General features: G+C 62.2%; 12 protein-coding genes. 5 read left to right on the forward strand and 7 right to left on the reverse strand.

Annotation, left to right across the window (positions count from 1 at the left end; genetic code table 11):
- The 3 genes from AAC126_RS19140 to AAC126_RS19150 form a co-directional block, all read left to right on the forward strand.
- Window positions 1-626 (forward strand): dihydrodipicolinate synthase family protein (locus tag AAC126_RS19140; protein ID WP_339856367.1); only part of this gene is annotated, 626 nt, incomplete at its 5' end.
- 412 nt (window positions 627-1,038) lie between these two features.
- Window positions 1,039-1,494, forward strand: a complete 456-nt coding sequence (locus AAC126_RS19145; RefSeq protein ID WP_339856370.1) for a hypothetical protein — start codon at window positions 1,039-1,041, stop codon at window positions 1,492-1,494.
- Complete coding sequence (locus AAC126_RS19150) at window positions 1,491-2,240, forward strand: DUF1828 domain-containing protein (protein ID WP_339856373.1); 750 nt, start codon at window positions 1,491-1,493, stop codon at window positions 2,238-2,240. The genes AAC126_RS19145 and AAC126_RS19150 overlap by 4 nt, the downstream gene beginning before the upstream one ends.
- Window positions 2,241-2,336: 96 nt before the next feature.
- Here AAC126_RS19150 and AAC126_RS19155 read toward each other — a convergent pair whose 3' ends face one another.
- The 7 genes from AAC126_RS19155 to AAC126_RS19185 form a co-directional block, all read right to left on the reverse strand.
- A complete protein-coding gene (locus tag AAC126_RS19155; RefSeq protein WP_339856376.1) occupies window positions 2,337-3,257 on the reverse strand; it encodes a DMT family transporter in 921 nt (306 codons plus the stop codon).
- A 42-nt stretch (window positions 3,258-3,299) separates the two neighbouring features.
- The gene (locus tag AAC126_RS19160) at window positions 3,300-5,084 is read right to left on the reverse strand and encodes an SLC13 family permease (protein WP_339856379.1); all 1,785 of its coding nucleotides are present in this window, start codon (window positions 5,082-5,084) and stop codon (window positions 3,300-3,302) included.
- A 78-nt stretch (window positions 5,085-5,162) separates the two neighbouring features.
- Window positions 5,163-6,041 carry a DMT family transporter gene (locus tag AAC126_RS19165; protein ID WP_339856382.1) on the reverse strand — a complete coding sequence of 293 codons (879 nt, stop codon included), beginning with the start codon at window positions 6,039-6,041 and terminating at the stop codon, window positions 5,163-5,165.
- Window positions 6,042-6,101: 60 nt separating this feature from the next.
- Entirely contained in the window at window positions 6,102-7,172 is a 1,071-nt protein-coding gene (locus AAC126_RS19170) for a sn-glycerol-3-phosphate import ATP-binding protein UgpC (protein ID WP_339856385.1), read from the reverse strand.
- Between the two features lie 10 nt (window positions 7,173-7,182).
- Window positions 7,183-8,025: a sn-glycerol-3-phosphate ABC transporter permease UgpE gene (gene ugpE, locus AAC126_RS19175; RefSeq protein ID WP_339856388.1), complete on the reverse strand. Its 843-nt coding sequence runs from the start codon at window positions 8,023-8,025 to the stop codon at window positions 7,183-7,185.
- A gap of 15 nt (window positions 8,026-8,040) precedes the next feature.
- Window positions 8,041-8,919, reverse strand: coding sequence for a sugar ABC transporter permease (locus AAC126_RS19180; protein ID WP_339856390.1), 879 nt, complete (start codon window positions 8,917-8,919; stop codon window positions 8,041-8,043).
- Between the two features lie 78 nt (window positions 8,920-8,997).
- Window positions 8,998-10,305, reverse strand: coding sequence for an extracellular solute-binding protein (locus AAC126_RS19185; protein WP_339856392.1), 1,308 nt, complete (start codon window positions 10,303-10,305; stop codon window positions 8,998-9,000).
- Between the two features lie 227 nt (window positions 10,306-10,532).
- Between AAC126_RS19185 and ada the strand changes: the two genes are divergently transcribed.
- Together ada and AAC126_RS19195 are read left to right on the forward strand one after the other, a co-directional pair.
- Window positions 10,533-11,678, forward strand: coding sequence for a bifunctional DNA-binding transcriptional regulator/O6-methylguanine-DNA methyltransferase Ada (gene ada / locus AAC126_RS19190; RefSeq protein WP_339856394.1), 1,146 nt, complete (start codon window positions 10,533-10,535; stop codon window positions 11,676-11,678).
- Between the two features lie 86 nt (window positions 11,679-11,764).
- On the forward strand, window positions 11,765-12,495 hold a 731-nt coding region (locus AAC126_RS19195; protein WP_339856396.1), incomplete at its 3' end, for an MFS transporter.

Consider the following 12,495-nt stretch of genomic DNA (forward strand, 5'->3'; position numbering starts at 1 on the left):
GTATCGAGCATGTCCTGATGCTGCCGCCGTTCTATTACAAGAACCCGAGCGACGAAGGCCTGTTCACGCACTTCTCCCGCACCTTCGCCGCCATCGGCAGCGATGCGATGAAGGTCTATCTCTATCACTTCCCGCAGATGTCGGCGGTGCCGTTCAGCCATGAGCTGATCGCCCGGCTGCTGAAGGAATTCCCGAACACCGTCTGCGGTATCAAGGACAGCTCCGGCGATTTCGAGAACATGAAGGCGATGGCCGAAAAATTCCCGGGCTTCGACGTTTTCGCGGGCACCGAGCGCTATCTGCTCGACACCCTGAAGGCCGGCGGCGTCGGCACCATCACCGCGACGGGCAATGTCACGGTCGGCGGTTGCGCCAAGGTCTTCGCCGCCTGGAAAGCCGGTTCGGCCGAGGCCGAGGCGCTGCAGGACCAGCTCACCCGTGAGCGCCTGACCCTGCAGAACTATCCGGCAGCCGCCGCGCTGAAGGAACTGCTGGCGAAGAACAGCGGCAAGGCAAGCTGGCGCAATGTCCGCGCCCCGTTCATGCCGCTCCCGGCCGAAAAAGCCGCCTCGCTGGTGTCCGAGCTGGACGCGGTGAACTTCGCGCTTCCGGCGAAAGCTGCGTAAGCTAGGCGACGATCTGATCAGGAAAGCGCTCCGGGTTCCGCCCGGGGCGCTTTTCTTTTTGTGGGTTTTATTTTTTCAAACTCAGAGAAACATGTTTGGCATCGCCTCTGGAAACGTGGTGAGTGCCGCACGCAGCTCACCGCCAGGATGGGAGCTGTGTTCGATCACGGCCGCCTCCTGCTGCACAAATCCCTTCATGCAGTTTAGTTGATGGTTTGCAGCAAGGAGAGCGCCGAAGTTAAACACGTGATGTATGGGAGGCTTGTTGCGTGGTTGTGACGCACATCGTCTTCTAGGAAAACGATAATACCGTGATTTGATCCAATACATCTTAGAGCGCATCTTTCTAAATCTTTGACAACCGAGCGTTTTACCGACTGACTCCGAAGGTGCGGACGATAACGGTAGATTGATGTCGGGTGATGACGATATTCGGGCCTTCTTGATGGCCAAGAAGGTTGCCGATTTTAGGTGGCGGTGGACGGTGGCCAATCACCCGGATTACGCAGCGGCAAGGAGTCGCTTGCACGCGGTGGGGACGAGTCTGCCTCACGGCCGCCTTATCGTGCAGGCTCACTTAAACCGAATGCCTTACAAATATTCTTTTAGTATCGTGTTCCGGAAACAGAATATTTTCCGACTGGATGTTGAGCCAGGGCTGACACATCGACGCACGACGATTTTGAAGCCCATAAATGGAACACATTGGCAGATGTGGCCTGATATGGGGTGCGCGGAACCAGATGATCGCAACCTTGGCTGGACAGGTTGGCTTGATTCATTCTTGCGTCGGGCCAAAATTGAGTTACGACATCCGTTGTTGATGCCGCCATTCAAAACGAAAGAGCAGTTGGGGCTAGAGATATGATGCGCCGACTCACCACTGAAGAAATTGGATCTGCTGCATCCGCCTTAGTAATGGCGGAGGAAACGAGCCTTGGAGTAGAGGTTACGACACCTGTCGTATACCCGGACGGTAGGGCCGTGACGGTCGTTGTGTCTGTTGATAGCGGCGAACATGTAGTCCATGACGCTGGCTTTGGTTCTATGTTCCTAACCAGCTCTGGCATCAAGTTGAGTAAGCAAATTCGAAAGCGCCTCACCTCCATGGCGGAGGTATACGGCTGCGAATTCCTTAATGGTCGCATGACGAGAAGAGCTGACACGGAGCACATTGCCCTCGCCATTGCCATGGTCGCGAACGCATCGCGCTGTGTTGGTGATGAGGTTTTGGAAGCGCGCCGTCGGGCCGAAAGCGATTTCATTGTCGCGGTTACCGATAGCCTTCGGGACGTGGTAGGCGGCAAGAGGCTACGTACCAACGAACAGTACACAGGTGAGAGTGGCGCGCATTATCGCGTGCACAATGTCATTCTTGATAATGCTGAGTCTGACGCCATAGCGTTCGTTGAGCCTCTATCTAGTCGATCTGTTGTATCGCAGCGCTTTATGGAGTTTACGGACTTGAGGCCACTGCATCAGGGCGCCAATATGTATGCCGTCGCAGATGACCATGAGGATCTATCGGAGCCGCATCAAATTCTGTTGCGTAGGGTCTGCGAGTTAGTGCCGTACAGCGAGAGCCGAGAGCGATTCAAACCACTAGCTGCCTAGTAATTGCTTTGTCGTCTGCCCAGGAAGCCGAAAGATCAAAAACCGCCTGAGAGAACTCAAGCTTTGGCCCCAGTGTACGCTTCGGGACCAAGGTTTTCACCGTGCCCGGCGTCCGATATTCACCAGCAGCATCGAGGTGAAGACGCAGCCGACGGAGGCCCAGATCCAGGCGGAATGGATCTCGCCGAAGATGACCCAGCCCCAGAACAGCCCGAACAGGGTCACGACATAGGATACCAGGCTGAGAAACACCGGCCCGGCGCGTTTCAGGATCTCGAAATACAGGATATAGGCGACGGACGAGATGCAGATCTGCCCGAGCATGGCGAAGTCGGTCGGGCCGGGGTTGGCCATCAGCGGGTAGAAGCCGTCCACCGCCAGCATCAGCGGGAGTGTCGCCAGGGACGCCACGATCAGCATGCCGCGCGCCGCCGCCAGCGAGTGCGTGCCGTCGGGCCGCATCCGGTCGCTGAAGATGCCGCTGCAGGCGTAGAGCGCGGGGGTCAGGAAGGCGATCAGCACCCAGGGCACCATGTCCGGCGAGGGCAGGCTGGTTTTCGGCAGCACCATCAGCAGGGCGCCGATCAGACCGATACAGATGCCCACCGCACTGTTCCAGCGGAAGCCCTCGATCCGGAAAGCCACGGCCAGCACATAGCCGAGCACGGGCACGGTCGAGACTACCGTGCTCATCACCCCCGCCGGGATATATTTCGCGGTCGTGATGATGTTGATGTTCGGCAGCACAAGGCCGATCACCGCCGCGCCCAGGAAGAACAGCAGATGGCCCCGGCTCAGGTCGAACGGGATGCCCCTGCGATAGCAGACCAGCGTCAGGAACAGCGCCGCGCCGGTGGATTGCATCCAGGCATAGGCAAAAGGATGCACCCCGCCCATCGCCGCCACTTTCGACAGCGAGAAGGACAGCCCCCAGAGAGCGCCGAGACCGAGCAGCATGATGGCCGGTGCAATCAGGCCCGGATCGATCAGGCCGGCTCCCGTCTTTTGATCAGACATGCATATCCCCGCTTCAGGCTGGTCCCGTTCGTGTCTGGCGCCTCAGAACGGCCAGACCACGGGCAGGAGCGGAACCGCCACGGCGATGATGAGAAGATCGAGCGGCAGGCCGACCCGCCAGTAATCCCCGAACCTGTATCCGGCAGGCCCCATCACCAGCAGGTTGTTCTGGTGCCCGATCGGCGTCAGGAAGGCGCTGGAAGAGCCGATGGCGACGGCCATCAGCAAGGGGTCGGGATTGACCGAGAGCTGCTCCGAGATGCCGAGGGCGACGGGGGCCATGACCAGTGCCGTCGCCGCGTTGTTCATCATGTCCGTGAGGAACATGGTCAGCATCAGCAGCAGCGCCAGCACGAGATAGAGCGAGACATCGGCCACCGCCCCGGCCAGCGCACCCGCGATCAGCCCCGCCGCCCCGGTTTCATGCATGGCCGTGCCGACGGGTATCATCGCCCCCAGCAGGACGACGATCTGCCAGTCGATGGCGTCATAGACCTCGCCCATGGAGATATTGTCCGTCAGCACCATGGCCGCGAGACCGGCCGCGAGCGTCACCGCCGCCGGAAGGATACCGACACTTGCGGCGATGATGGCGGCCAGGAACAGCAGTGCGGGAACAAGGATATTGGGCCGCTCCAGGCTCATCCGGCGCTGCGCCAGCGGCAGACAGCCGAGCGAGGAAATGGTGCCGTAGATCTGGTCGCTGTCGCCCTGCAGCATCAGCACGTCGCCCGCCCGGAACCGGACGTCCCGCAGCCTTGTGTTGATCGGCGCGCCGCCACGGGCAACGCCCAGCAGGTTCAGCCCGTAGCGCGAGCGCAGCCGGAGCATCGCGGCACTGCGGCCCTCGATCCAGGCGCGTGGCGGCATCACCGCCTCGACCACGGAAAGCTCCGCGTCTTCCGACATGTCGGACTTGATGGCGTCCAGCTCCTTGGCATCGACCAGCTCAAGGCCCTTCTGCACCGCCGCCTCGATCTGTTCGGCGGAGCCATGGGCAAGCAGCAGATCGCCTTCCAGCAAGGGCTCCCGGGTCAGCCGCCGGACCAGGCGCTCATTGTCGCGCAGCAGGGCGAGCACGGTCGGCCGGCCGCCTTCCTCGTTCCGGTCGCCAAGCGCGCTGATGGTCTGCCCGATCATCCGCGAATCGGCGGGAACCCTGAATTCCGTGACATAGCTCGACAGCTCGAACAGGCGCTTTCCCTCGTCATTGCCGCGCCGGTTCGGCACCAGCTTGATGCCGATGAAAACCAGATAGAGAATACCGGCCGCGGCGACCGCCAGGCCGACGGGCAGGAAGTCGAACATCTGGAACGACTCGCCAACCGCCTTGCGGCGGTAATCGGCGATGATGATGTTCGGCGGCGTCCCGATCAGGGTGATCATGCCGCCCAGCAGCGAGGCGAAGGACAGCGGCATCAGCAGCCGCGAGGGCGACAGCCCGGCCTTGCGCGCGACCGACAGGGTGATCGGCATCAGCAGCGCCAAAGCGCCGACATTGTTCATGACGCTGGACATCAGCCCGGCGAGGCCGATCAGCGAGAAGGTCTTCGCCCGGTCGGATTTGGTGCGCTGGGCGATGCGTTCCGCGATCACGCCGACCGCGCCGGAGCGGGTCAGCGCTGCCGACATGCCAAGCACCGCCACCACCGTGATCACGGCGGGATGGCCGAAGCCGGAAAAGGCCGTCAGCGGATCGACCACGCCTGCCGCCACCGACAGCAGCAGCGCCAGCATGGCGACGAGATCGATCCTGTACCGCCCCCAGATGAAGGCAGCGAGGGCGCCAACGACGATGGCGAGTATGGCAATCTGTTCAAATGTCATTGCCGAGCTATAGCGTCCCCGCGCGCTACGCGGAAGCGGATTCAGAAGGCATGCCCGGGCAGGCTCTCTAAGAGAGGATCAGGGGCGGCGCTGTGCCAGGACCGTCAGACCGATCCCCGCGGCGATCACCAGCGCCCCGGCCCAGGTCGCGAGGCTGTAATGCTCATCGAGGAAGAACGTCGCGATGACCAGACCGACGCTGGCGGCGACATAGCCGATCTGGCTCAACAGCACCGGCCCGCCGAGATGCTGCAAGCGGAAGAACAGCGGGAAGGTCGCCGCCGCCGCCACCGCCTGCAACAGGGCCGCTCCGGGCACGGCTGCCAGGGAGGCAAACGGCAGATTTCCCTCCACCAGCAGCAGCAATACGAGGAAAGCGATGATTGCCGCCCCGTGGCTCCAGAAAGCCAGCGCGTCGGGCGAGGTATTTTCCGGCCAGGCCATGGTCCGGTAGACATTGCCGACGGCAAGCGCGATGGGCACGGCGAAGCCCGCCACGATCCAGAACAGTTCCGGCGCATCCGGCGCCGCCCCCCGTGTCAGGCTGACAATCGCCGCCCCGGCCAGCCCGACCGCGATCCCGGCAAGGCCGAGCCGGTTCGGTGTCCGGAGGCCGAGAAGGGCCGAGAAAGCCAGGGTGAAAACCGGCGACTGGGCGAACATCAGGCCCATATAGCCCGCGCCCGCATGCGGAATGACGGCAAACAGAATGACATTCGGGATCACGTAGGAGACCAGCCCCGCAATCACCGAAAAGCGGGCCAGCGCGCGGTCCGGACGCCTGAGGCCGCGCCGCATGACCAGCACGGGCAGCATCAGCGCGGCGACCCCGATCGACGGGATCATGGCCCAGAGAATAGGCGAGATACCGGCATCGCCGGCGATTTTCCCGAGCGGGAAATTCACACCGATCAGGGCGCCGGTCATGATCAGCAGCAGGGACGGGTTCGCGAACATCGCCCCTGCATCGGCCCTCCCGCCCCTCCGGTCAAGAGGCAGGCCGTGAAAAGAGCGCGCCTAGAGCCGCTTGCCACTCTCCGGGTCGAACAGATGCACCTGCTCCGGGGCGACAGTCACCCGCAGGCTCTCGCCGTCCGAAAGCGTCTGGTGTCCGGCGATCCGGATTGTGGTCAGGTCGCCATTGCCGGGCGCTGTGCCGTGCATCAGCGTTTCCGCGCCCAGATGCTCGACCAGGTCGATGCGCACTTCGACGCCCTCACTCTCGCCGCAGGGCTGGAAATGTTCCGGCCGGATGCCGACCGTCACCGGCTGACCCTCGCTGAGATTCTTCGCCTGCCCGTTCAGCCCGATGCGCTGGCCGGAGCCGAGCACGGCCGCGCCGCTTTCGAGCGTGCCCGTCATGAAGTTCATGGAGGGGGAGCCGATGAAGGCGGCGACGAACATGCTGGCCGGCCGGTCATAGACCTCGATCGGGGTGCCGATCTGCTCGGCGATGCCCGCATTCATCACCACCAGCCGGTCCGCCATGGTCATGGCCTCGACCTGATCGTGGGTGACATAGAGGCTGGTAGTGCCGAGCTGACGTTGCAGTTTCTTCACCTCGACCCGCATCTGCACGCGGAGCTTGGCATCCAGGTTCGAGAGCGGCTCGTCGAACAGGAAAACGGCGGGCTCGCGGACGATGGCCCTACCCATGGCGACGCGCTGGCGCTGGCCGCCGGAAAGCTGCTGCGGGCGGCGGTCGAGCAGCGGGGAAAGCTCCAGGATCTCGGCGGCCTTCTTCACCCGCTGGGCGATCTCCTCCTTCGGCATGCCCCGGTTTTTCAGGCCGTAGGCCATGTTGCCCTCGACCGTCATGTGCGGGTAGAGCGCGTAGTTCTGGAACACCATGGCGATGTCCCGGTCCGCCGGCTCCAGCATATTGACCTGACGGCCCGAGATGGAGACGTCCCCGCCGGAAATGCTTTCCAGCCCGGCCACCATGCGCAGCAGGGTCGATTTCCCGCAGCCCGACGGGCCGACCAGGGCGATGAACTCGCCATCCTGGATGTCGATATCGATCCCGTGAATGGCCTTGAAGCCGTTCGGGTAGGTTTTCTCGACGTTGGTGAGTGCGACCTCGGCCATCCTCAGTTCCTCATTTCTCGGACTCGACAAGGCCTTTCACGAACCAACGCTGGAAGATCAGCACCACCATGACCGGGGGCAGCATCGCCAGGAAGGACAGCGCGAGGGCCTTGTTGTATTGCGGGATACGGTTGCCTTCGAGATCGTTCAGGATCTGTTTGATCCCCATGACAACGGTGAAATAGCTCTCGTCCGTGGTCATCAGGATGGGCCAGAGATACTGGTTCCAGCCGACCACGAACATGATGATGAAGATCGCCGCGATCATGGTTTTCGACAGCGGCAGCAGGATATCGACGAAGAAGCGGAACGGCCCGGCACCGTCGATCCGCGCGGCCTCCAGGATCTCGTCCGGCACGGACTTGTAGAACTGGCGGAAGAAGAAGGTCGCGGTGGCCGACGCGATCAGCGGCAGGATCAGGCCGGTATAGGAATTCAGCATGCCGAGCTTGGAGACCACCTCGTAGGACGGGATGATTCGCACCTCCAGCGGCAGCAGCAGCGAGGAGAAGATGATCCAGAAGAAGAAGCTGCCCGCCGGGAACCGGAAATAGACGATGGCATAGGCGGCGATGGTCGAGATCAGGATCTTCCCGACCGAGAAGCCGAGGCCGAGGATCAGGGAATTCTTCAGCATCAGCACGGCGTTCACGGTCTGGGTGAAGCCAGTATTGTCGAACAGCACGGCGCTGTAGGTTTCCCAGAAATAGTCGCCGATCCAGAATTGCAGGCCGTGGCCCAGAATGGTTTCCGGCCGGTGCGTCGAGGAGGCGAAGACCACCCAGATCGGCAGCAGCAGGAACAGCACGCCGAGGATCAGGATCAGATGGTCGGTGAGTTTGATACGGTGCATGGCTCGATCCCCGGCTCAGTAATGGATGCGCTTCTCGAGCACGCGGAACTGCACGATGGTCAGCCCGAGCACGAGGATCATGAGAATGACGGACTGGGCGGAACTGCCGCCGATATCCGCGCCGAGAAAGCCGTCCTGATAGACCTTGTAGACCAGCGTCGCCGTACCGCCGCCGGGAGCGCCGCGGGTCATCGTGTCGATCACGCCGAAGGTCTCGAAGAAGGCATAGGTGATGTTGATCACCAGCACGAAGAAGCCGGTCGGCGCCAGCAGCGGCAGGGTCACGGTCCAGAACCGGCGGAAGCCGTTGCGGCAGTCGATCAGGGCCGCCTCGCGCACGGCGCGCGGGATGGACTGCAGACCGGCCAGGAAATAGATGAAATTCACGCTGATCTGCTTCCAGACCGAAACCAGGATCACCGTCACCGAGGCATCGAACACGTCGAGCTGCGGATTGAACGGCCAGCCGGTGGCGTTGAACAGGTGATTGAGCGGGCCGATGGAACGGTCAAACAAGAAGACTCCCATCATGCCGGCGACGGCCGGCGCCACGGCATAGACCCAGGTCAGCATGATCTTGTAGGCCGCCTGACCGTGCAGGATGCCGTCCGCCTTCACGGCCAGCAGCAGGGCGATGGCCATGGAGAGAAAGGCGACCAGCCCGGAGAAAATCGCGGTGAACAGGGCGGAGCGGGCGTAATGCTCGTTCGAGACCACTTCGACGAAATTGTCGAACCCGACGAACTGGCTGGCCAGACCGAACGGGTCTTCCAGCATGAAAGATTGATAAATCGCCTGGGCCGCGGGCCAGACAAAAAAGATAAAGATGATCGCGAGCTGTGGCGCGATCAGCAGATACGGCAGGGTGAAACTGTCGAATTGCTGCCGTTTCATCGGCGGTATCCCTTGATGAGCCGGAACAGGAAAACGGCGGGCGGTTGAAACCGCCCGCCGCTCTGCGGGAAATGCTGGTTACTGGACCGTCTTGGCGAAGCGGGCCAGCAGCTTGTTGGCACCGTCCTCGATGGCCGCGAAAGCATCGTCGACGGACTTGGTGCCGGCGAAGACCTGGTCATATTCACGGGTCATGACTTCACGGATCTGAACGTAGTAGCCGAGGCGATAACCCTTGTTGTTCTCGGCCGACTTCTGGTTCAGCTGCTGGATGCCGACTTCGGCGTCCGGCTCGTCCTTGTAGTAACCGGATTCCTTGGCCAGCGTGTAGGCGGCGTTGGTGATCGGCACGTAACCGGTTTCCTTGTGCCAGAAGAACTGGGTCTCCGGCTTGGTCAGGAACTGGAAGAACTTGGCAACGCCTTCGTTCTCGGCCTTGGATTTGCCGCTGAAGGCAAAGAGCGCGGCGCCACCGATGAAGGTGGTGTATTCCTCACCCTTGGTGATGCTGTTCCAGTACGGCAGATTGGTGGTGCCGAAGTTGAACTTCGCGGCACTCTTCAGACCGCCGAAGGAGCCCGAGGAACCGAGCCACATGGCGACTTCCTGGTCGATGAAGGGCTTCTGGTTGTCGCCCCACTTGCTGCCGTAATAGCCGAAGAACCCGGCCTGCTGCCATTCGCGCGCCTTCTTGAAATGCATGCGCATGAATTCGTTGTTGTAGTTGATCTTGGTGGCAACGCCGTCGAAGCCGTTATTCTTGTCCGCCATCGGGATGTTGTGCCGGGAATGGAAGTTCTCGGAGAAGATCCACGGGGTGTGCGACTGGGATAGGGCGATATAGCCGGCCTGCTTCAGCTTCGGCGCGATTTCCTCGAACTCTTCCCAGGTCTTCGGCGGCTGCACACCAGCTTTGGCGAGCGCGTCCTTGTTGTAATAGAGCACCGGGGTGGAGCTGTTGAACGGCATGCCAATCATGTCGCCCTTGCTGTCCGCATAGAAGTTGCGGACGCCGGAGATGTAATCCTCGGCGTGGAACGGCACACCGTTCTCGTTCAGCAGCTTGGCCACCGGGTAGACGGCGCCCTTGGCGTTGATGATGGTGGCGGAACCGGCGTCGAAGATCTGGATGATGTTCGGCGCTTCACCAGCGCGGAAGGCGGCGATCCCGGCGGTCATGGTCTCTTCGTAGCCGCCCTTGTAGATCGGGGTCAGCGTGTAGTCGCTCTGGGACGCATTGAAGTCCTTGGCGATGGTGTTGACCGTCTCGCCGAGACCGCCCCCCATGCCGTGCCAGAAGGTGATTTCGGTGGCCGCGTTTGCGGCACCGGCGCCGAGCATGGCGAGGCCGGCCGCAGCGGCGAAGATCGTCTTGGTCGCTTTCATAAGAGGCTCCGTTGGAAGAAATACGAGCGCCGACCCTATTCCCGGCACACGTCCGAACGGTGAAAGAACCGTGACATTTTCATTGCAATGATGACGGCTAAGTTTCTCTTTTCATTTGAAAATATGAAATGTTCGCTTTTTCTGTTCCGATCCGGATTCCGTACCGGAAACGCCCGATTTGTCGCGCAAGCGGCGGATAGTCGGAAGTCGGCCGGAAAAGGTATAAAATGGGTGATGTCACCGAGGAGGCCGGACCCATGCCGGACAATTACTCAATCGAACGCCCAGAATCGGACTGTTTCGCCGACGATGCACTGCGCTGGATAGCGGTGCAGACTCGCGACGCGAAAGCGGATGGTGTGTTTTTCTACGCGGTGACAAGTACGGGCATCTATTGCCGTCCAAGTTGCTCCTCGCGCAGACCGAACCGCGAGAATGTTCGTTTCTATGACAGCGCGGCCGCCGCCGAGGCAGCCGGCTACCGCGCCTGCCGCAAATGCCTTGGCGCCGATGCGGCCGGGATCCGGCGTCTTGAAGCTGTCGAGACCGCATGCGCGCTGCTCGACGCCGCAGACGAGGCCGCGCCGACGCTGGATGCGCTGGCCAGTGCCACCGGCCTCTCTCCCTATCATCTGCAACGCACCTTCAAGGCCGCGACCGGCGTCACCCCCCGGCAATATTGGGACGCGCGGCGGCTCGGCAGGCTGCGCGAAAATCTTAAATCGGGCGAAGCCGTTTCCCCGGCGCTGTACGGCGCCGGATACGGCTCCTCCAGCCGATTGTATGAAAAGGCACGCGGTCAGCTCGGCATGACACCGGCGACCTACGGCAAGGGCGGGCGCGGCGCCGTCATCGCCTTCACCCTGGCGCCAAGCCCGCTCGGCCAGATCCTCATCGCCGCGACGGAAAGCGGGATCTGCTTTCTTGCCCTGGGCGAGGATGCCGCGAGGCTTGAGACGGAACTCCGTGAGGAATTCCCGAAAGCGGAAATCGTCCGGGACGACGACACGCTCGGCCGGATCACCGAGGCCGTGATTGCCCACCTCGAAGGACGCCTGCCGGACATCAAACTGCCCCTCGACATCCAGGCGACCGCCTTCCAGCGCCAGGTCTGGGAGGCCCTGATGGAGGTGCCTTACGGCGAGACCCGGACTTATGGCGAGCTGGCGCACGCCATCGGCAAACCGGGCGCGCCCCGGGCCGTCGGCCGGGCCTGCGGCAGCAACCGCGTCGCCCTGATCATTCCCTGCCACCGTGCGGTCGGCGCCGGCGGCAGCCTGACCGGCTATCGCTGGGGCGTGCCCCGCAAGCGTCAATTGCTGGAAGAAGAGCGGCAGCACCTAGGCACGGAGAGCCTCGCAGAGGCCGGGTAAACCAACCGGTTTTACCGCAGTGCAAAAATGCGCTATGAAGAAGGGTCGCCCTCTTGGCGGCCTTTCTCCCACGTCGAAGATCACCCATGCAAAAAACCGTTTTCCGGGTCGATTCGGCCGGAGGCATCGCGACTCTCACGCTGATGGTTGCTCTCGGCCAGATGGCCGTCGGCATGTTCGTGCCGTCGCTGCCCTCGCTCGTCGACTATTTCCAGACGGACATGGGCACCGTTCAGCTCACCCTGACGGTACATTTCACCGCGTTCGCGTTCTTCCAGCTGCTGGCGGGCCCGCTGTCGGACCGGTTCGGACGCCGGCCGGTGATCCTGACCGGCCTCGCGATCTATGTCATGGGGGCCATCGCCTGTGCGCTGGCGATCAGTATCTGGACATTGATCTCCGCCCGTGTGCTGCTCGCCATCGGGGCTTGCGCCGGCCATGCGGTCAGCCGCGCCGTTATCCGGGACCAGTCGGAGGGGCCGGATTCCGCTCGTATCATGTCCTTCATCGGCATGGCGATGGCGCTCTCCCCGGCTCTGACACCAACCATCGGCGGACAGTTGCACGGCTTCTTCGGCTGGCAGGCCAGCTTCGTCTTCATGGCGGTGGTCGGTAGCCTGCTGTTCGTCTACAGCCTGCTCCGCCTGCCGGAGACCAACGAGCACAAGAATCCCGACGCCATGAAGCTCGGCGGCATGCTGCGGACCTACGGCACCCTGATCATCGACCGCCGCTTCTTCGGCTACGCGGCCCTGAACGGCAGCATCTTCGGCATGCTCTTCGCCTACCAGACCGGCTCCCCCTACATCCTGATGGT

Origin of the sequence: uncultured Nisaea sp. (assembly GCF_963974195.1) — a bacterium.
GTDB lineage: Bacteria > Pseudomonadota > Alphaproteobacteria > Thalassobaculales > Thalassobaculaceae > Nisaea.

What these genes read in the sequence shown, in the direction of transcription:
- AAC126_RS19145 (WP_339856370.1), top strand. Translation starts at nt 1,039, where the DNA reads ATGTCGGGTGATGACGATATTCGGGCCTTCTTGATGGCCAAGAAGGTT.
- AAC126_RS19150 (WP_339856373.1), top strand. Translation starts at nt 1,491, where the DNA reads ATGATGCGCCGACTCACCACTGAAGAAATTGGATCTGCTGCATCCGCC.
- AAC126_RS19155 (WP_339856376.1), bottom strand. Translation starts at nt 3,257, where the DNA reads ATGTCTGATCAAAAGACGGGAGCCGGCCTGATCGATCCGGGCCTGATT.
- AAC126_RS19160 (WP_339856379.1), bottom strand. Translation starts at nt 5,084, where the DNA reads ATGACATTTGAACAGATTGCCATACTCGCCATCGTCGTTGGCGCCCTC.
- AAC126_RS19165 (WP_339856382.1), bottom strand. Translation starts at nt 6,041, where the DNA reads ATGTTCGCGAACCCGTCCCTGCTGCTGATCATGACCGGCGCCCTGATC.
- AAC126_RS19170 (WP_339856385.1), bottom strand. Translation starts at nt 7,172, where the DNA reads ATGGCCGAGGTCGCACTCACCAACGTCGAGAAAACCTACCCGAACGGC.
- ugpE (WP_339856388.1), bottom strand. Translation starts at nt 8,025, where the DNA reads ATGCACCGTATCAAACTCACCGACCATCTGATCCTGATCCTCGGCGTG.
- AAC126_RS19180 (WP_339856390.1), bottom strand. Translation starts at nt 8,919, where the DNA reads ATGAAACGGCAGCAATTCGACAGTTTCACCCTGCCGTATCTGCTGATC.
- AAC126_RS19185 (WP_339856392.1), bottom strand. Translation starts at nt 10,305, where the DNA reads ATGAAAGCGACCAAGACGATCTTCGCCGCTGCGGCCGGCCTCGCCATG.
- ada (WP_339856394.1), top strand. Translation starts at nt 10,533, where the DNA reads ATGGGTGATGTCACCGAGGAGGCCGGACCCATGCCGGACAATTACTCA.